The organism is Bifidobacterium sp. ESL0820 (assembly GCF_052606235.1).
On record NZ_CP199594.1, the window covers coordinates 1489300 to 1508791 of the forward strand.

Consider the following 19492-nt stretch of genomic DNA (forward strand, 5'->3'; position numbering starts at 1 on the left):
AGCCATGTGAACCCCGGATAATATCCATAGTTTTTCATCAATGCAGACCTGCGACATATATCAGAGAAGGCGCTGGCATCACTGCCACAAAAGCAGTGACACCAGCGCCTTCTCAGACTCTGTTCAGGCTCAGACCCAGGGTCAGGCCCCGATCAGATCCAGCATTTCGGGAACGGACTTCTTGCCGAACTCCACGGTCTCCTGGCCGTCCTTGCGGATGACGATGCAGGGGACGCTCATGACCTGGTACTGGTCCTTGAGCTCGGGGAAGTGGGCCAGGTCGTAGGCCTCGGCGCGCACCTTGCCGTTCTGGGCCGCCACCCGCTGTGCGGACAGGACCGTGGTCGGACACATGGTGCAGGTCAGGGAGACCAGCATCATCACGTCCACCTGGTCCTTGATGGCATCGATCCGGTCCGAGGTGGGCTGATCCACCTGCTGGCCGGGGCCCGCCGCATTGTAGAGGGCCAGGACGAAGGAGTTGAACTCGTGGCCGCTGGGCACGCCATGGAAGGCCAGACCGGTCGGCTGGGAGACGCCCTGGTCGTCCACGCGGCAGATGCGCACGCTGGGACGGGCATCGGGCAGGTCGCCGGCGGGATCGTAATCCTTGCCGTCCTCATCCGTGCGGGAATCCACCCTGGAGGTCAGCTTGCCGTCGGAGAGCCCGACCAGCTCGTCCACGAAGGCCTCCAGCTCCTTGGAGACCTGGCTGCCGTCCAGGTCCAGGGCCAGCTCCAGTTTTCCGGTCATCTTGCCGAAGACCATGTCCAGCTGCTTGCGGATGTCCGGCCCGAAGAAGCCGGAGGTCTTGGCCGGGGCCTGGTCGTGCTCCTGGGCCACAGGCGCGGGCGAGGTCCCCGAGGCCAGTGCGGAGTTCTCGGCCTGCCGCTCGGAGCGGGCGTAGGGGGAATCGTCGGGCCGCGGCGGCACCAGGCCGGTCTTGTCCGACATATTGGAGGCGTAGCGCTCCAGCTCCACGGCGGCCACAGCACCATCGGAGGTGGCGGTGATGACCTGGCGCAGGTTCTTGACCCGCAGATCCCCGGCGGCGTAGATGCCGGGCACCGAGGTCTCCAGGTAACCGTGGGTCAGCACATAGCCGTGGTCGTCCAGATCCACCACGCCCTTGAGCATGCCGGTCTGGGGCACGTAGCCGGCGAAAACGAAGACGCCGAAGGTGCCGCCGTCCTGGGGCTTCCAGGTGGTAGTCTGTCCGCTCTTGCGGTCCAGGATGGAGGCCTCGACCAGCCCGCCGGGGCCTGCGGAGACCCCCTTGAGCTCGGTGGAGTAATGGATTTCGATCTTGTCGTTGTTCCGGGCCTCGTCAGCCACGGCGGCGTCGCAGGTGAAGTCCTCCTCGCGCACCAGCAGGGTCACCTTGGTGGCGTACTTGGTCAGGAAGACCGACTCCTCGGCTGCCGCGAACCCGCCGCCTACCACCAGGACCTCGCGTCCGGTGAAGAACTCGCCGTCACAGGTGGCGCAATAGGCCACACCGCGGCCCGCGTACTCCTGCTCCCCCTGGAAGCCGATCTTGCGGGGGCTGGCGCCGGTGGCGATCAGGATGCCGAAGGTGCGCAGGTCGCCCCGGGAGGTGTGGACCACCTTGATGTCGCCCTGGGCCTCGATGCCTGTGGCCTCGGCGCTCATGAACTCGGCTCCGAAGTTCTGGGCCTGCTGGCGCATGGTCTCGGTCAGCTTGCGGCCGTCGGTGCTGGCCACGCCCGGGTAGTTGACCACGTCGGCCGTGATGGTGATCTGGCCGCCGAAGTCGTCCTTCTCCAGGATCAGGGTGCGGTACCGCGCCCGGGCCAGGTAGAGTCCTGCGCTCAGGCCTGCAGGGCCGCCGCCGATGACGACCACGTCATAAAGATTCTTGTCTTCCGTCATGAATGCCTCTTCCGAAGGAATGCACGGATGTGCTGATGTTGGATGCTGGTCGTGAATACAGAAAAGGGAACCCGCCCTGGTCGCTTCCGATCGGCGAGTTCCCGATGTTGGCAGCTGCGGATCAGAGCTGGCCGACCAGATCCAGGCTGGGCTCAATGGTGTCCTCGCCGGGCTCCCACTTGGCAGGGCAGACCTGATCGCCGTGCTCGTAGACGAACTGGGAGGCCTGGACGCGGCGCAGCAGCTCGTCGGCGTTGCGGCCCACGTTGGAGGAGATGACCTCGTAGGCCACGACCTTGCCCTCAGGGGTCAGAATGAAGTCGCCGCGCTCGGCCTTGCCCTCGGCCTCGTTGTAGGTCTGCAGGTCCTTGGCCAGGGTTGCGGTCGGATCGGCCAGCATGGGGTACTGGACCTTGGCGATCTTCTCGTTGGCCTCGTGCCAGGCCTTGTGGACGAACTCGGTGTCGCAGGAGACGGAGTAGATCTCGCAGCCGATCTTCTTGAAGTCCTCGTACTTGCTGGCCAGATCCTCCAGCTCGGTGGGGCAGACGAAGCTGAAGTCCGCAGGGTAGAAGAAGAGCAGGGACCAGTGGCCCAGCAGATCCTTCTTGGAGACCGAGAAGGTCTTGTTGTCCTGGTAGGCCTGCGTGGTGAACTCAGTCAATTCGTGCTGAAGCTGTGACATGAAAAATCCTTTCGGGAGCGTTGGGAATGTCGGCTTGAAGCCGAACCTGCTTCCGTGTTTCATGCTAGTCAGGTAGCGCTGTATGGGGAAGACGGAGGTTCACCGCTTGGGTGTGACATAGAGCACATGGGGCGTCCATACCCTAGCATTGAAGGCATGGCATTATGGCTGAACATCCTGCTCATTCTCTTCTTCCTCCTGCTCGGTTCCGTCTTCTCGGGGACTGAACTGGCACTGGTCTCCCTGCGAGGCTCGCAGCTGGAGCAGATGGAGCAGCAGGACGCGCGCGGCGCCCGGGTGGCCCGCATCGCCCGCGACCCCAACACCTTTCTTTCCGCCGTACAGATCGGCGTGACGCTGACGGGCTTCCTCTCGGCCTCCTTCGGCGCATCATCCATCGCCCCCTACGTGGTGCCCGTCCTGACCGGGTGGGGCGTGCACGAGGGTCTGGCCGGCACTCTGACCACGGTGATTCTGACTCTGATCATCTCCTACTGCTCCATCGTCATCTCCGAGCTGGTGCCCAAGCGGATCGCCATGCAGCGCACCGAGGCCATCGCCCGGGCCGTCGTTCCGGCCATCGACGTCTTCACCACCCTGTGCAGGCCGCTGATCTGGCTGATCGGCAAGAACACCAACCTCATCGTGCGCATCCTGGGCTTCGACCCCCAGCAGACCGACACCGAGGTCAGCGACGACGAGCTGCGGATGCTGGTCTCCTCCAACACCAACCTGAGCAAGGACGAGCGGATGATTCTGGGCGACGTCTTCGATGCCTCCGAGACCAGCGTGGCCGAGGTCATGCGCCCCCGGGCCGACGTGGTCTTCATCGCCGGGGACATGCCCCTGCAGGAGGCGGTCGAATTCGTGCACGACGAGCCCTACTCGCGCTACCCGGTGACCGGCCGCGACTTCGACGACGTGCTGGGCTTCGTCCACGTGCGCGACCTGATGGACGTGCGCAACCCCCATGCCAAGACCGTGGCCGACGTGACCAGGCCCGGCATCGCCCTGCCCGGCACCTCCAAGCTCCTGCCCAGCCTGGAGAAGCTGCGCAAGAAGGGCATCCACCTGGCCGTGGTCATCGACGAGTACGGGGGCACCGACGGCATCGTCACCCTGGAGGACATGACCGAGGAGCTGGTGGGCGACATCCGCGACGAGTACGACCTGCCCGAGGAGCAGAATCCGGCCCATCCCCAGGCGACCGCCTTCGTCAATGGGGTGGCCACGGTCGACGGCGGCATGACCATCGAGGACTTCGCGGACCTGACCGGGATTGAGCTGGAGGACGGCCCCTACGAGACCCTGGCCGGCTACTTCCTGGCCCAGACCGGACGGATGGGGCAGGTCGGCGACGTGGTCCACTCCGACGACGGATATGACATGGTGGTGACCAAGGTGGACGGGCGGCGCATCGAGACCATCGAGGTCAGGCGGCGCCAGCAAGCCGAGGACCAGGCTGGCGATGATGGCAACGAAGGCGGCGAAGACGGGGTGGATGAAGACAGGAAAGATGAAGACAGGTCGAATTCCAAAGCGGGAGCAGACCGAGGATAACCCGACCGGGTCTAATCTGACCGAGACGACGCTACGACCAGAGCCCAGCTGTCGTCTAGCTGAATCCCAGCTGGCAGTCAGCCGGGGACCGTCCCACGCCAGTCAAGAAAAAATGACTATCAGCGTAGCCGATGGTCCGTGAATGATTTCACTGGTTGATTCCGGCAAAATCCAAGCGTTTCCTTGCCTTTTCCTCTAGTCTGGAGATACAAGGTCGGGCTGACCCGACCGCAGGCATAATTTCATATTTAAGGAGCGATTATGGCATTGAACTTTACCGTACCGGGACTCGACGAAGCGACCAGCGAGAAGGTCATCGCCATCCTGCAGAGCCGTCTGAGCCAGGAACAGGAGACTGCCCTGATCCTCAAGCACGCCCATTGGAACATGAAGGGCAAGGAATTCATCGGCATCCACGAGATGATGGACCCCGAGGTTGATTCGGTGCTGAACATGGCCGACGAGACCGCTGAGCGCATCGCCACCCTGGGTGGCTCCCCCGCCGGGCGCCCTGACGACATCATGAAGAACCGCGACTGGGATGGCATCACCATGACCGGCCGCCAGGATGCTCTGGACTACCTGAAGGCCCTGGACACCTACTACACCACCTTCATCAAGCGCGACCGCGAGGCCATCAAGGAGCTGGACGACCTGGACATCGTCAGCTCCAACATTCTGCAGGACCACGTGCAGGAGCTCGAGCACTTCCAGTGGTTCATGCGCAGCCACCTGTTCTGAGTTGCTGAGTTGCTGAGTTCTGAGAGCTCGTCACAGCTCCGATAAGCGATATGCCAGCGGCCCTGCATCGTGAAAGGTGCGGGGCCGCTGGCATTTTCTCTGACCGAGATAGACTGCTGGGCTTCAGGATAGAATTGACGCTTGGGAGACGGCCGGGCGCTGCCTCACGCCGGGAAGACTGGTCGGCCATGGAAGACCGAACCCTATCCGCCCGACCAGGAGCATCATGCCGCCCACACCTACATTCCCAGCATTCTCTGTCAATCCACGTCGTCAGGATTGCGACGATTCGAATTCGCAACAGAATCTCAAACCTTTCAATCCCAGGCAGTCGGATTCCCGGTCATTAGACCCCCAACCGAATTCCGGACCGTCGGATTCCAAGCCATCGAATGCCCAACCATCAAATCCGCAGCGTGGGCGGGGCGGATCTGACAGGGACCGGCACAACCGACTCCACCCTTCAAACTTCTTCGCCGCCCTGTCATCGTTGGCTGAAAATGATCGGATCACCGGGCTATTCATGATGGCCTGCGCCCTGGCCGGGCTGATCCTGGCCAATCTGCCAGAGACCGGGCCGGGGCTGAACGCTCTTGCCGCTTGGATTCCTCTGGACCTGCCCGGTGGATTGAGCCTGTCCCTGAAGGACTGGATACAGGACGGGCTGCTGACCATATTCTTCCTGACCATGGGCCTTGACCTGCGCCAGGAGGCTGCCGCGGGCACTCTGCGCGACCACAGGCAGGTCCTGTTGCCCATGCTGGCCGCCCTGGGCGGTGTGGCCGTTCCGATCCTGATCTACTGCCTGTTCAACCTGGGCTCCCCTGCCGGGTTGCGCGGCTGGGCTGTCCCAACGGCCACCGATGTAGCCTTCTCCCTGGCGGCTCTGCAACTGCTCCTGCCCAAGGCCGGGCCCGCCCTGCAGGCCTTTTTGATGACCCTGGCCATCTTCGACGACCTGATCGGCGTCCTGCTGATCGCCATGGGCTACTCCAGCTTGGGACAACCGAGCTGGCTGCTTGTCTGCCTAGCCGGCCTTATAGTCTGGGCCTTGCTGGTCCGAGCGGCGAGCCGTCCCGCCCGGCTCTGGCGACCCTTGGTATTTCTCTGCTTGTTGGGCGCTCTCGCAGGCGGTCTGCTGGCCTGGTACAGCCTCTTCAAGGCTGGAATCCACCCGGTGCTGGCGGGAGTGGCGATGGGCCTATTGACCCCTGTTGCCAGGTCGAAGGCGTCTGAAGCGGAAGCAACAGAAGAGGAAGAGCCTTCGGCCAGTACCGCGCCGAATTTAACTGAGCCAACCGAGCATAGGCCAGCTGATACAAAACCATCCGGTACCGAGCCGACCGAGACCCATCCACCAGTGACCAGTCAAGCCAATACCAAACCAGCTGGGTTTGAACCAACTGAGATTGAGCCAAACCGCAACCCGACACTATCACCGGCTGAACGGCTGGACCACTTCCTGACTCCTTTGAGCGCCCTGGTGGTCCTGCCCCTTTTCGCCTTCTTTTCGCTGTCCATCTCCCTGGATCAGCTGGGACCCGGACTGCTGACGGACCGGGTCTTTTGGGGCGCCACTCTGGGACTGGCCTTGGGCAAGCCCCTGGGGATCATGACCATGCTGATCCTGGCAGGTCGTCTGGGACTGCGGCGACCTGCCGGCTCCACGACCGGAAACATGATCGGCCTCTGCCAGCTCTGCGGAATCGGCTTCACCATGTCCTTCCTGATCGCCAACCTGGCCTTCGCCGGATCCCCGCACCTGGAGTCAGCCCTGCTGGGCGTGCTGGCAGGGTCGGTCCTATCCGTGCTCATCGTGGCTGTCGGCACCATTCCCGGTCGACTGCGGTCCGCCAGGCACGTCTCATCCTGACTGCAGGGCTCATCCCCAGCAAAGCTTTTCCCCTGCCAGAATCATCCCATGCCAGTCTCGGTTTCCTACAGAATCGGTCCCCAACCAGGCTCAGCTGCGACGGTAAAGCTTGGTGTAGGAGCCCTCGGCACGGGGACGGACCACAATTTGGTCGATGTCCACAGTGTCGGGCTGCTCCAGGGCCCAGGTGACGCATCCGGCGATGTCGTCGGCGGTCAGCGGGTCGGGCACCCCGGCATAGACCGCGTCAGCCCGGTCGCTGTCCCCGCCGAACCGCTTCAGGGAGAACTCGTCGGTGTGGACCAGGCCCGGGGCGATGTCGACCACGCGTACCGGCTGGCCGATCAGCTCCAGCCGCAGAATACGGGCCATGACCCGTTCAGCCGCCTTGGAAGCGCAGTATCCGCCGCCGCCCTCGTAGGGCTCGATGCCTGCCGTCGAGGAGATGACCAGGACTGTGCCCTCCGACTCTTTCAGAGCCGGGAGCAGCTTCTGTATGACCCGCAGGGTGCCGATGACATTCAGCTCGTACATGCCGCGCCAATCGTCCAGGCTGGAGGTAGCCACCGGGTCCTTGCCGAAGGCCGCACCGGCGCAGTTGACCAGAGCCTTGACCGGCCCGCCCTTGAGCACGGCATCGACGGCCGCCTGGGTGGAGTCCTCGTCGGTCACATCGCAGACCTCATAGGTGAAGCTCTGACCCAGCTGGTCAGCCAGAGCCTTGAGATTGTCCTCGCGCCGGGCCAGGCCGACCACTTTCCAGCCCTTGTCCACCAAGGCCCGCACACTGGCCTGGCCGATGCCGCTGGAGGCGCCAGTCACCACGGCACGCTTGATTGTCTTCTTGGATTCCGTCATTTCAACTGCTCCTTCATGATCTATTGCCCCGGATCGGCTCCACACGCGCCTCCGGGCTACAGAGAGCCTGCCTGACTGCTGCAGTGCCATCCCTCTTCCTCAACGCTAGCGCACCAACATGGGCTGCGGCAGTCTCCTGTCAGTCTTCGATGACCAATGTGGTGCATTACACCAGACTTAAGTAAGTAGGATCAGAACGAATCAATGGCAGATTAGTTGAGTCTGAATAGCTCAAAGCCAGATCGGGCTGAATCAGACCGTATAGTCAGTCTAGATCGGGATAGACAGGACGATCAAAAACCGATTCAACTTCGCACCAGATGGCCTAGCGAGGGTTTGGTCACGAAATCTTCGGCACGGATGATGCCGCAGGTTCGTAATTTACAAGCTCCCCGTCCACAAGTTCAGGACTCATGAGGAGTGTATGACTCCAAGAATCATGAATCTAGAAGTCATGGATCTCAAAGTCATAACTTCCGACGTCTAAGCTTTGCAGGTCACAAAGCCAGATAGCGATTGAGCCGACGACGGCGCTCAGTCCAGTCGGGCATATAGCGATCCATCCGCGCGCGGAAGCCGGGACCATGACCGTGCTCGTAGAGGTGGGTCAGCTCGTGAACCAGCACATACTCCAGCAGGTCAGGATCCAGCCAGGCCAAGTCGGTGTTGAGCCGGATGCTGGCAGTGGCGGGGGTGCAGGACCCCCAGCGGGTTTTCATCTTCCGCAGACTGATGCGCTCAGGCCGGCGACCTACCACGGGGACCCAGCGATCCAGCAGAGTCGGCAGCCTCTCCTGGAGAATTCTCTTGGCTTCGGCCTCGGACCGGTCCGGCGACAGCCGACCATCGGCTCCGGGTTGGGCGTAGACATCGCGCGAGCGGGCCAGACGTTCTCTAGTGGTTGCGATCCAACTGCGCTTGCCGTCGATAAAGGCACGAATCCGGTCGTCGCTCAGGGCCAGAGGCGCCGTCACTTCCAGATGGCCGTCAGGCGGCTTAACCCGCAGATAGACGTTGGCGATCCGCTTCCTAATGACCAGAACCGTCTCATCACCGACCTCCAGCTGCTCCGACCGGACTGGTTCCGCACGCCGTTTCCGCCTCATGACCCCCATTCTTCCGCCAAGACGCGACGCGACGCCGCCGAGATTGACTTGAGAGGACACTATGGTAAGCTATCCATTTGTGTGATTCTTCGGTCACACGGCATGGGCCTGTAGCTCAGCTGGTTAGAGCGCATCCCTGATAAGGATGAGGTCGGAGGTTCAAGTCCTCCCAGGCCCACGCATTTCTTGCGTGGTTGAAGTTCTTTACACATTTACGGGGCTATGGCGCAGCTGGTAGCGCATCTGCTTTGCAAGCAGAGGGTCGCCGGTTCGAATCCGGCTAGCTCCACAGGTAGTATTTCCGGGTTTCTGCTAGGAGACCTTTTTTCATATGGTTTTCCTTGATAAAAGTGGAACTATCAGACGGCGGCCCGGTAGTGAATGACGATGCCACTGCGCGAGAGCTGCACTGACAGATGAAGTCCCTGCAATGGGGCGCTTCATCACTGCCATCCATCCGCTGTTGTTCTCGTAGTCCCCGGCCCGCCTCTACAGGTAGTGAAGGCCAATTGTCGGTGATGCAGATCGGTGAGGGTACCAGGGCTAGGCGGCATATCAGCGGCCTGTATCATTGCAGTTCCAGGCGGTGTGCGAGGTGTTCGCAGTCGATAGCGGCCGAGAGGGTGGACCAGCTGTCTAGGGGGCTGGACTGGTTCATGCATGATGGACTCGGGAACGGCATCGGCCATCAGGTTCTGTTCGCCACATTCACAATCGGGCATTCCTTTGCTGACAAGCCGGATAAGCTGATGAATGCGTTGGGTCATGCCCGAAGCGCTCTGACAGCCGGTGGATCCTGGAGCGGGATCCCGGAGCCAGGGCGACCGGAGGAGATTCGGAGTCTGCGGCATGATTAGCACCGCCGAGGTCACCTGGAACTGCGACATCGGCTACCACTTCCACCTGCATTGTCTGCTGCTACTTCAGCACCCCCTAGGGTATTCCGTCTGTATGGGCGATGGAAGAAGAGTCTGAAAGCCGACAATTTCGACTGCTCGCTTCAGGGGTTCTCAATGCTGCCGTTGACCAGTACCATCGCGATGTCCGACAGGATATCCAGGTATGTCAACAAGGCGGATGCTAGGCGTGCGGCAGCGGAGATGCTCAACGACCAGAGCAAGCTTGGATGCGGTGAGTCGGTAGGGTTCTTCGAACTGCTGGCGTACCTGTGCCTTGATGAGAGGCTGGCCAGGTTCTGGTTCCCGCTCAGGAAGGGGGAAGATGCCTCATGGGATGCTTCGTGGCTTCATGTGGACAACAAGGCAACCGGTGAAATTACCTGGAGTAGCGCCATGGGGGGCGACCAGCAGTATTGGCGTGTGCTGCATTCCATCGAGAAGGTCATGAAAGGCCGTCGGGTCCTGAACTACAGTCATCGCTGCAGGAGGGAAGGCTCGGTTCTGGATAGCCTGTGGAACAGGTTCCTCGACCATGCGCACGCCGCTGGGTCCAGCGATGAGGACATCACCCGGGATGATATGGGGAAAGGCAAGCTCGTCCAGGTCATCAGTGCCGAGACATGGCAATCGGAATTCGTCAATGATTCATCCAGGATAATCAGCCTCTTGAAACCATGATTTACACAGACCAGGCGTTAGATTAGTAGCATCATTATTCAATTGTAGAGGCTAGAACCCCCGCCAGCAGCTATAGCCGCTTATGGCAACCGATCATTTAATATGGGAGAGAGGAACAGAAGTAGCTCATATCAAAACCTATCACCAAATTCTGATTCAGTTTATTCAGTTATATAGTGGGTTCTAATCCCGATAAACAGGAAAAGAACCCGAATATTCTTCTAAAGAATATCAGAACTCTTGCTCAACGATATGATGGTCGCCTTCCCAATGAGCGGTACCGGGCGAACCATCCGTTGTACCAAGCCAAGTAGGATGCCAACTTCCTCCATTACCACCATTAGAGGGTGCAGGAGCAGAACCACCACCAGAAGGAGCACTATAACCACCACCAGAAGGTGCGCGATAACCACTACCACCACCAGAGGGAGCACGGTAACCAGAACCACCAGTAGCAGCGCTCGCAGCTTGGGCTTGTGCAGCAGCAGCGGCATCAGCAGCATCCTGAGCGGCTTTAGCATTAACAGCATTGTTTACAGCCTGAGTTTTAGTGTCAAGGGTGGTCTTGGCATCAGTGAAGGTCTTAAGGACCGATTTCCTGTCCTCAAGGGTCTTCTTGGCCGAGTCAAGGGTCTTGGTCAGTTCATCACGGGAGTGGTCCCCATCGGGCACCTTGCCGTTGGAATCAGCGAGGATCTTGTCTGCATTACCGATAGCATCGGAGAGCTGCTTGTGGGCCTTAGAAGTGTTCACGGCGAGCACCTTGGCCTTGATGGTCCTGACTTCTGCCTTCATTCTCGTGATCTGTGCGGCCAGGTTTTCGGTCGCCTTCTTCAGCTCCCCAGTGGATGCATCCCCCGTTAGGGCGGTTTTAACACTGGTCTTCCTGCTTGATGCGGGTTTGGTGGTTTTCACGTCCCTGGACATGGCCAGGACCGTCTTGGCGTCGCTGACCTCTTCCTCTTTGATGGCAGAAGCGGACTTCACTTCGTCGGAGTCCAGGTACGAGCGGTATCGGCCCTCCTGGCTTGCATAGTCCCTGACCGCCGCCCTGTATGACGTGAGGGCTTGATCGTGTTCCCGAACCGCGTGGTTATGCCACCACAATCCCCCGCCGCAGATGACGGCTACCGCCAGCACCAGAACCACCACTATGACCGCAGGCCTGCGTCTCGAGGTGTCCCCGCTCCCGTTTCCCTTCACAGTCGCCCTTCTCTCTCCACCGACGGCCATCCCCTGTTAACGGCCCGTCCTTGCCGTTGCAAACTTAGTGTGCCATGTACTGGATGCCGCGGCTTTTTTATTATGTCATGCACACGTGCCCACGCAGACATGACATTCCTTTTGCTTGCTTTTTACCTTATCTGAATCTGAAACATATCAATGGCAGAAAATTCGAGTTGAAGTTGCTCATATTGAGTCATTAAGTCCCAGGTTTGTTCAATAATAGGTTACGAAATAGGTTACGATTTGATCTTCATTGATGAGAACCGTTGCAATTACAAGTAAAATTGTGAATGTACGGAGCCCGGCTAGCTCCACAGATAAGAGTTCCAGAAAGTCGACGTGAGTCTCTTTTTATGGAATTTTTAAACGAAATATAACTATTATTCTGGCTTATCGAGAGCTAGATAATTTCCCCCAATCAAGCTTGGATACTTTAGATTTAAATCAAATGATGTCAAAATAATGCATTGAGCTAGACAGATCAGCGACCATGCCGTTACAAAACCTCAAGCAAGGTCTTGCCTCAACCCAATGCCTCCCAGATAAGACAGCTACTGGGTTCTTTTCCTGCACAGTAATCCGAGAATGCAACAGGTAGCTTCTCCTATATTTTTCTTGAACTATCCAAGCAATAGCACTTCCGAGCCTCTATACAAGATCACCTCACCAGAAACATCCTCTCATGCTTCATATACCGCTATGTCTAATCTTCTATGAATCATTGAGACCAATGTGAGCACCTCCAACAGTTCGTCTTTGCTTATGACACGTGTCAATCGCGGGTCATGCGCAGTAGGATTTCTGTAGAGGCTAGAAAGACCCTTCACAAGATTAGCGAAACCGGATTGCTCATCACGGTCCGTCTGGGTGTTCAGCGAGTTTATTGCGAGTTTTGAATGACGGCTTTTCCCCAAGGAAAGAGTGGCATCCACGAGAGCTGCACCGTCACCTTGTTCACCTGACATTTTCCGAATTCGGTCAAAGACGCTTTTAACCGCTTCCAGACAGGCGTGGAAGTTATCGAGTTTGAGTACTTCAAGCGAGCAGTAGCGCAGAACTTCAGGATGTGTCTTGCGACGATTGAGTTCATCTCTTATCGATGTAGCAGCTCGCGTGGCTTCGTCCAAAGTCTGCGTCAAAGCACCTTTCGCGACCTGACCGTTCTCATTAATATGCAAGCCTACGAAAGTGAGATGCTCATTAAGCCGATCGCGTCTGAGAGAGAACAGCTCAGGGCAGTCCCTGTAATTTACTGGTTCCATGGCTCGCACGATGAACGTGATGATTCTTGCAGGATTATGGTCCTTATTCTGCCGTACCACGAAGGCCTCTGTAAGGCGATCTCGTTTTGTCGCTGAAGGTATAGGGTCCACCATATGCAAACGAGCAAGAAGATCGCCGATTTCTCTATTCTTCAACCCTGTATTGGTGTCCGCCAAAACCGCCGCCACATTTTTGAGCACCCCATAGGGCCAGGGAGATAGTCGCTGCGAAACCATTATTACCATCCTAGGGGCCAGAATGAGGGTTTGTCCTGTGCATTAATCGGCGGCAAGGAGTCAACGATCTTCATCGTTTCGATTGACACGGTGACAACCGATTCGAGCAAATCGATGATATATCTGGGATTGCCGCTCTCTCGCACCCAATCGTTAGGATCATTAGTAATCCCACTGACTCTATCAGTTTTCACCCGATACTGATCCATGACCCATTCAATAGCCGACCGGCCTGATACCTTGTATCGATACGCCTCCTCCGGAATGTTTCGCAAGGAAACCTTATCGTTAATGATGATCGTCGACCTGTCCTTGCCTTGAGGATTGTCTTCAGATTTCGCAGTGCGTCCAAATTGGAGCTTCTGCACCCTTCCTGGATCAGAATGGTCGGCTTCTTCGGCCCAATCCTCAACTATGCGGCCGTCCTGACCATCGTCAGTGCTCACATAGCGTTCAACGTTTTCATACCCCACATGCAATGCCGCAAGGCGGCGGCCCGCGAGCTGATACGTGTCGAAATCAGCAACAAATGGGATCCGAGGCAATTCCTTGCGCAAATTCGCAGAGAAATGCTCACGATATTCAGGACTATGCAGCAATCCATACACATAGTAGAATATGTATTCTTTTGCCACTGAGATATCTTCTGTATGCAGGGAACGATTATCGGGATACGCGGCACGGAATACGCACAACGTATCCTCCGTGATGGCATCATGCCTGATATACCGTTTGCCTTGACTATCGCTTACGATCAAGTCGCCAGGTTTAAGAAGGGATTCATATCCAAGATCAAGTTCACCCTCTGGAACCTTCCTGGAATCATCTATCGCCTCATACCAATACAAGGGGAAGCACTGACCCTTTTGCACTGCATCGAGACAAGTGATCTCTTCCGAGATTAAACAGGAAAAACCTGTGTTGCCAACACCAGAAACATCGATTACTCGATTGACAAAAGGCAAAGGAGACGTTTTTACCGGGGCACTGTTGTATACATCGTCCGGACTAGGGAAACCCCCTTTACTTACCAGATTTATCGGAAACAAATCCGCATTTTTATACATCATCTCAATAAGTCTTGAATCATAGTACAGCCACTGTTTCGTGAAGGGACGATAAACGCTCCGCACCAAAAAACGACGAGAGAAATCAATAGCATTTCCCCGTTTAAACTGTTGGAACAATGATCGATTCCACTTGATACGTTTGCCATCATGGACTACAAAATCTTCAACCCTCCCGCTTTGTCCGGACGCTGACCATCGCTTGAGTTCTGATCGGTAGGTGTCGAGTAGCTTCTGAATACTGCTGTTCACAGTATCTGCTGAAAATCCATACGAGAATGCATCACGCCCTGTAGCCACTCCCAAAGAATACGTAGTGAACATACCCGGCAATCGTTGGCGCTTACCTAGCGTAAGAGGAGCGTAATTATCAAAGGAATCATCTCTTTGAGACAACCAGTCGCCATGCTCGTCGGGAACGAGAATCTGCCATTCAAATTTTTCTCCATCTACTGACTCGTCGATATTGGATAGTTTTTCGTCACGCGAACGACTGTAATCGAGAGTGTGGTAATGAATAGTTCCTTGCCTATCGGCGTTGGGGTCACAGATCAATATAGTAATCACTATTGGAGATTTTGATTGTGAACCAAAAACATTATCTCCTTGAAGCTTCAGCTCTTCTCGAGACAAACGGCGAAATTCTTTATTGCCCAACAAATCAAATACATAGATATCGCTGAATTCAGCGCACAAAGCCTTACGAAATCCATCGAAAGCAATGTTATCGAGCCAGCCCCCACCACTCACGAACCCAATTATGCCCTTGCCATCGTGATTGACGCCTGCAATTCTGTCAGACGCCCAACGAAAAGCACGAATATATGAATCATATATCTGACGCTTGTTCGAGGAAGACGAAGTAGCAACATAGGTCTTCTCAATACGCGAGTCAAGCGTCTCGTAGTGTTCGTTGGCGTTGTTCTCATTCGCTGACTTCTGTCCTGCAGAATATGGAGGATTACCGAATATGACAGTGATGGGCTGTTCATTCTCACGCTGTACACGTTCACTGTTCGCCATAAACACTGACTGGTCCATAGTGTCGTTAGCTTCCGAGGTTTGGAAAGTATCAGTAAGTACCCCGCCCGGGAACGGGACATAGAACGAGTTGCCTTTGTCATCAGCTTTGCTAGACTCGGCTAGCTCTATCTGTACGGAGTAGAACGCGGATTCGATGTTGACCATCGCTATGTAGTAGGCGAGCAGCATAATCTCGTTCGCATAGATCTCATGCTCATATTTGTAGAGCAAGTTCTCAGCAGGAATGAGTCCAGAACGCAGCAGCTCAACGATGAAAGTGCCGGTTCCAGTAAACGGATCAAGGATCGTTACGCCCCGATCGCCTATGTGCTTTCCGAAATGTTCACTGAGCCGGCGATCCACAGCGTGAATAATGTAGTCTACGATTTCCGTGGGCGTGTAAACGATACCGAGCTTCTTGGAGTCATCCTTGAACGCGTTGCGGAAGAACGACTCGTAGAGATTCTTCACCAGCGCCTGACGAGCGGATTCATCACTGTGCACAGCCGAAGCAGAAAGTCTCACCTGGGCATAGAGTTCCGACAACTCGTGTTGTGGATCGGCCTCGTTGATTAACGGTTCAAGCAGCTTAGTAATGGGCTCGAGAGCCTGTGATACGGGATTGGCTTGTACGAAGCTCCGGCCCTGCTGATCCTTCTGCTGTGCGAACAGCGCATCAAAAATAGGCGCAGTAAGGATATGCTGAGCGAGCATGCCTATTGCGTCATCTCGGTCGATGCCTGGATTTAGAGTGTCACGCAGTCCTTGTAGGAATATATTGAATGCCTTTCTAACCTGCGCATCATCAACGACGGCATTGTTAATAATCTCCACCGTAGTCTTCGCGATTTTAGCGACGGAGTCTGCCCAATCATCCCAGTAAGCTGTATCTCCACATTTCTGAACCAGTCTTGCTTGGAAATTCTCTGAAATCTGCTTGTCAAACCTTAGCTCACCCTGCACCATAGTAGTCAGAGAGCCATGCTTTTCATTAAATGCCCCCTCATCGATACCATCCTGGTCTACGTAATCACCCCGGCCTACACGGTTCGATTTGCCCGGCTTACGCTGACGCTTATGTTGCTCAGACTGACGATGCAAGCTCAATGCATTGATACGCGCATCCAAACGCTCATCATGGGAACGCAAGGATTGCAAAATCTTCCAGACTGTCTCAAAATCGGAGCTCGCAAGCACGTCATTAGCGTCAGAATCTTCAGGGACAACGACCGGAAGGATGATATATCCATACTTTTTATTCTCAGCCTTGCGCATCACCCGTCCAACAGCCTGAACAATATCAACCTGCGAAGCTCTTGGCTGGAAGAAAATCACTGCATCCAACTGCGGCAAATCAACACCCTCGGTAAGGCATTTCGCATTACTCAGCATGCGGCATTCGCCTTCATCAGGAGGTTCACCCAACCATGAAAGCAAGTCGTTACGCTTACGGGCTGGCATACTGCCGTCAACATGCTTAACACTGGTTTTCAGAAGCCCTTCAACTTTATGTCCGCTCTTTATCTGCTGCTCAAGATATCGAAAAATTACATCATTGAATCCATCGGCAAGCGCCTTTGAATCGGCAATACGCCTCGTAAATGCCACTGCCCTACGTAATGGTTGCACCGTTTCAGTACGGGTTTCCCCCCCAGATTGCCGCTGAGATTGGTTACCCATCACAGCAAATTGGACCTGTTCACCCAATCCCGTATCGATGTCAACGGATTCCAGTGCACTGTTGGTGTGCACTCCTCGGGTCAGCAACCCGTTCCATGCACCAACAATCTTACCTGCGAACGACTGTGCCTGCTCTGCAATCTTGGCCTTGCGCGTTTCTGCAAGAGTATCGCGATCAGCTTTACGTGATCTACGACGCTGAGCCTCGATCTTGTCATACTCATCACGCATGGTTTGCGTGCTGGTCATTTGTTCCTGGAGGTCAGAGGCCTGGCCCTGGGCGACGCCGAGCACCAATACGCGATAATCGCTTAGTATTCCCTGCTCCACAGCGGAGCCGAACTTAAGCCTGTGGAATTCTGGTCCGAATACTGCTTCGTTATCCATCGAATAGGCTGTATAGTCAGCACGCTTGGCCTGGTCTTTTGCGGCATCGGCATAACTTTCGGGGTGGCCGTCATATACAAGCGTCTTCTCGATTTGAGTAATTCAGCATTATGAACCAAAACAAACGGAGATGTCTTACCTCTGTTATCACTGGTGCCAGCGGTGCGATGGGCCTCGTCACAAACCACCAGATCAAATTCAGGCATACCCATGCGCTGTGCATCAATCGTGGTCTGTATTGATTGATAGGTGGAGAACACTACGGAAAGACCGCCCTTTATACTTCCAATTTCCACATTACGCTTTAAAGTCGCAGCATTGGTCGTTGTCGGGAATGGCACATCAAGCACCGAGGAAGACCACGCATCGTTATCTTCACCCCTTGGTTTGTTTGCCGTCTCATCTGAGCACACGACAAAACCTGCCATGCGATCCATCGCTTGATGGGTCCAGTATTGGAAAGTCTGAGAAACTAAAGCGATGGAGGGAGCCAGGAACAAAACTCTGAAAGGTGCATTCTTCAGATCTGGGTACCGCTCGTCGCGTCTGCTCTTCATCTCTTCAGCGAGACGCAAAGCTGTCAAAGTCTTGCCTGTACCACAGGCCATAATTAGTTTACCCCGGTCATGTGTTTCGAATCCCCGAAGGCAATCATCAATCGCCTTGCGCTGATAAGGACGCGGGGAAAATTTCCTGACCGTCGATGACGGAAGAAATGGGGTCCAATCGACAAAATCGCCGTCCAAGGCGGTTGAATCGATGATGGTGGCGCCGAATTGTTCGGCCTCCCGATAAAGAGTTTTTGTGAGACCTGCCCCTGTATGCACAATAATCAAATGATCGGGTTCGACTTTCCTGGCAAAGGCAGCAGTAAAGAATGTAGATATATCAGCCTTGTCTATAACGTGCTGGGTTTCAACATATTTACATTGAATCGCCCACAGCGATCCATCGAGACCACGGGCTACAAGATCGATGCCAGTGTCATTCCTAGGTAGATTATGCGGTTGTCCATGTGCGTCATTTGTAAGAAGCGGATTGCCCTTCTCCGACCACATCCAAACATTGCTGAACTGGGGTGCCCATGCAGAATCATGCGTCAGAAAATATTGTGTCGCCAGCTCAAAAGCCGTCCCGCGGGCTCTCTCTCCGCCTTCTACCTGAGCTGCTGGTGATTTCTCGATAACATTGAGAACATCTTGAAAGACCGTCATGCAATATATTATCTACCATCACTTCGACAGATCAAAATTAATGTCAATGATGGCCCTATACGATGAGCATCTACACCCGTTCGCTTAACCATGCAACATCATGCTATATGCCTCATTCGACCAGCTACTTTCTTAAGGAAGGGATAATTTACTAAATACTGAAATCGTCCAGAGGCATCAAAATCCTGATATATAGCGTAGACTTAATCAAAAGCTATTAATAAATCAAAAATTGAAGTTGAAAAGTCTTAATAGTAACTAGTTCTCTCATCTGAACTACCCTTGCCGCTTTCTTATATCCTCATCTTTTTAAGTAACCTGATTTCGCTCAGACTTACTTTCATAGGTGGCGCAAACTACATCTTCAAGAAGCCTGATAACTGCCTTGACATCTTTTGTGGTTATGTCCTCAGCAATGTTGTACGTAGAACTGTCACCCAAGAGTTTTATAGCCCTCGCATTTTTAGTTGCAAGTTTTGGTATGACCCCGCTTTTTCTGCTTTTTCTATTTTCTTACTCAGCCCTTTATCTCTCCATTTTTCTTTGGACCTACCCGACTTGGACTTATTGGGCTTATCAAATCGAGCCTCACCAATTAACCCATTAACTATATTTTCTAGAACACTACGAGCCCTAATTATCGTAGCTTTATAGGCCTTACATGAAAAACAGTCCCAAACTTTATCGTATGCAGCTTCCAGTTTTCTGTTTTCTACTACGCCACAATTGTGAGGAGTGAAGATAAAAAATCGATTTTATCCCCAACGCTTGTTTTTGTGGATCATTGTATTCCCGCCGTTCTACGGTCGGGTAACCAAAGTGATTACACACATAAATAAGGCAAATATAATCTGCATTATTCCTCAATCCGCCTTCGTTTGGATATGCAGCCAACCATCTGTCATTGCTATCATTCCCAGTCAACCGATCTTCTTGACCTTTACTGAGGACAACAATCATAGCCTCTAAATTGTTACAGCGCCAACAATACTGCTCATGTGTACTACGATCCCTCATCCCCAATCAATTGCTAAATACTGACAAGATATAATTCAACCAAACGGGGTGGCAATCATTTTCAATAAAGACTGGATTATTCCGC

12 protein-coding genes and 2 tRNA genes are annotated in these 19492 nt (G+C 55.1%); 6 read left to right on the top strand and 8 right to left on the bottom strand.

Annotated features, from left to right (window positions below):
• Positions 1 to 141: 141 nt before the first annotated feature.
• Entirely contained in the window at positions 142 to 1893 is a 1752-nt protein-coding gene (locus ACUIAH_RS05910) for an FAD-dependent oxidoreductase (RefSeq protein WP_313842310.1), read from the bottom strand.
• A 121-nt stretch (positions 1894 to 2014) separates the two neighbouring features.
• Positions 2015 to 2578 carry a redoxin domain-containing protein gene (locus ACUIAH_RS05915; RefSeq protein ID WP_024627523.1) on the bottom strand — a complete coding sequence of 188 codons (564 nt, stop codon included), beginning with the start codon at positions 2576 to 2578 and terminating at the stop codon, positions 2015 to 2017.
• A gap of 156 nt (positions 2579 to 2734) precedes the next feature.
• Between ACUIAH_RS05915 and ACUIAH_RS05920 the strand changes: the two genes are divergently transcribed.
• From ACUIAH_RS05920 to ACUIAH_RS05930, 3 genes are all read left to right on the top strand, one after another.
• Entirely contained in the window at positions 2735 to 4138 is a 1404-nt protein-coding gene (locus ACUIAH_RS05920) for a hemolysin family protein (RefSeq protein WP_445340659.1), read from the top strand.
• A gap of 261 nt (positions 4139 to 4399) precedes the next feature.
• Positions 4400 to 4879 carry a Dps family protein gene (locus tag ACUIAH_RS05925; protein WP_015021094.1) on the top strand — a complete coding sequence of 160 codons (480 nt, stop codon included), beginning with the start codon at positions 4400 to 4402 and terminating at the stop codon, positions 4877 to 4879.
• Positions 4880 to 5105: 226 nt separating this feature from the next.
• Positions 5106 to 6752 carry a Na+/H+ antiporter NhaA gene (locus ACUIAH_RS05930; protein WP_445340660.1) on the top strand — a complete coding sequence of 549 codons (1647 nt, stop codon included), beginning with the start codon at positions 5106 to 5108 and terminating at the stop codon, positions 6750 to 6752.
• A 90-nt stretch (positions 6753 to 6842) separates the two neighbouring features.
• On the opposite strand, the gene ACUIAH_RS05935 is transcribed toward ACUIAH_RS05930, so the two are convergent.
• Both ACUIAH_RS05935 and ACUIAH_RS05940 read right to left on the bottom strand, forming a co-directional pair.
• A complete protein-coding gene (locus tag ACUIAH_RS05935) occupies positions 6843 to 7610 on the bottom strand; it encodes an SDR family oxidoreductase (RefSeq protein WP_445340661.1) in 768 nt (255 codons plus the stop codon).
• A gap of 497 nt (positions 7611 to 8107) precedes the next feature.
• On the bottom strand, positions 8108 to 8716 hold the full coding sequence (locus ACUIAH_RS05940; RefSeq protein ID WP_445340662.1) for a M48 family metallopeptidase: 609 nt from the start codon (positions 8714 to 8716) through the stop codon (positions 8108 to 8110).
• 104 nt (positions 8717 to 8820) lie between these two features.
• On the opposite strand from ACUIAH_RS05940, the gene ACUIAH_RS05945 reads away from it, so the two are divergent.
• The 3 genes from ACUIAH_RS05945 (at position 8821) to ACUIAH_RS05955 (ending at position 10293) form a co-directional block, all read left to right on the top strand.
• Positions 8821 to 8894 (top strand) — tRNA-Ile (locus ACUIAH_RS05945).
• Between the two features lie 38 nt (positions 8895 to 8932).
• Positions 8933 to 9005, top strand: a tRNA-Ala gene (locus tag ACUIAH_RS05950).
• A gap of 724 nt (positions 9006 to 9729) precedes the next feature.
• Complete coding sequence (locus ACUIAH_RS05955) at positions 9730 to 10293, top strand: hypothetical protein (RefSeq protein ID WP_445340663.1); 564 nt, start codon at positions 9730 to 9732, stop codon at positions 10291 to 10293.
• Between the two features lie 231 nt (positions 10294 to 10524).
• On the opposite strand, the gene ACUIAH_RS05960 is transcribed toward ACUIAH_RS05955, so the two are convergent.
• From ACUIAH_RS05960 to ACUIAH_RS05975, 4 genes are all read right to left on the bottom strand, one after another.
• Complete coding sequence (locus ACUIAH_RS05960; protein ID WP_445340664.1) at positions 10525 to 11433, bottom strand: PspA/IM30 family protein; 909 nt, start codon at positions 11431 to 11433, stop codon at positions 10525 to 10527.
• Between the two features lie 767 nt (positions 11434 to 12200).
• A complete protein-coding gene (locus tag ACUIAH_RS05965; protein ID WP_445340665.1) occupies positions 12201 to 13019 on the bottom strand; it encodes a TIGR02391 family protein in 819 nt (272 codons plus the stop codon).
• A 2-nt stretch (positions 13020 to 13021) separates the two neighbouring features.
• The gene (locus ACUIAH_RS05970; protein WP_445340666.1) at positions 13022 to 17176 is read right to left on the bottom strand and encodes a type ISP restriction/modification enzyme; all 4155 of its coding nucleotides are present in this window, start codon (positions 17174 to 17176) and stop codon (positions 13022 to 13024) included.
• Positions 17101 to 18390 (bottom strand): DEAD/DEAH box helicase family protein, encoded by a 1290-nt coding sequence (locus ACUIAH_RS05975; RefSeq protein WP_445340667.1) that lies wholly within the window; start codon positions 18388 to 18390, stop codon positions 17101 to 17103. The genes ACUIAH_RS05970 and ACUIAH_RS05975 overlap by 76 nt, the downstream gene beginning before the upstream one ends.
• Positions 18391 to 19492: the final 1102 nt, after the last annotated feature.

Coding starts and splice junctions, on each gene's coding strand:
- ACUIAH_RS05910 (WP_313842310.1), bottom strand. CDS start 1,893: ATGACGGAAGACAAGAATCTTTATGACGTGGTCGTCATCGGCGGCGGC.
- ACUIAH_RS05915 (WP_024627523.1), bottom strand. CDS start 2,578: ATGTCACAGCTTCAGCACGAATTGACTGAGTTCACCACGCAGGCCTAC.
- ACUIAH_RS05920 (WP_445340659.1), top strand. CDS start 2,735: ATGGCATTATGGCTGAACATCCTGCTCATTCTCTTCTTCCTCCTGCTC.
- ACUIAH_RS05925 (WP_015021094.1), top strand. CDS start 4,400: ATGGCATTGAACTTTACCGTACCGGGACTCGACGAAGCGACCAGCGAG.
- ACUIAH_RS05930 (WP_445340660.1), top strand. CDS start 5,106: ATGCCGCCCACACCTACATTCCCAGCATTCTCTGTCAATCCACGTCGT.
- ACUIAH_RS05935 (WP_445340661.1), bottom strand. CDS start 7,610: ATGACGGAATCCAAGAAGACAATCAAGCGTGCCGTGGTGACTGGCGCC.
- ACUIAH_RS05940 (WP_445340662.1), bottom strand. CDS start 8,716: ATGAGGCGGAAACGGCGTGCGGAACCAGTCCGGTCGGAGCAGCTGGAG.
- ACUIAH_RS05955 (WP_445340663.1), top strand. CDS start 9,730: ATGCTGCCGTTGACCAGTACCATCGCGATGTCCGACAGGATATCCAGG.
- ACUIAH_RS05965 (WP_445340665.1), bottom strand. CDS start 13,019: ATGGTTTCGCAGCGACTATCTCCCTGGCCCTATGGGGTGCTCAAAAAT.
- ACUIAH_RS05970 (WP_445340666.1), bottom strand. CDS start 17,176: ATGGATAACGAAGCAGTATTCGGACCAGAATTCCACAGGCTTAAGTTC.
- ACUIAH_RS05975 (WP_445340667.1), bottom strand. CDS start 18,390: ATGACGGTCTTTCAAGATGTTCTCAATGTTATCGAGAAATCACCAGCA.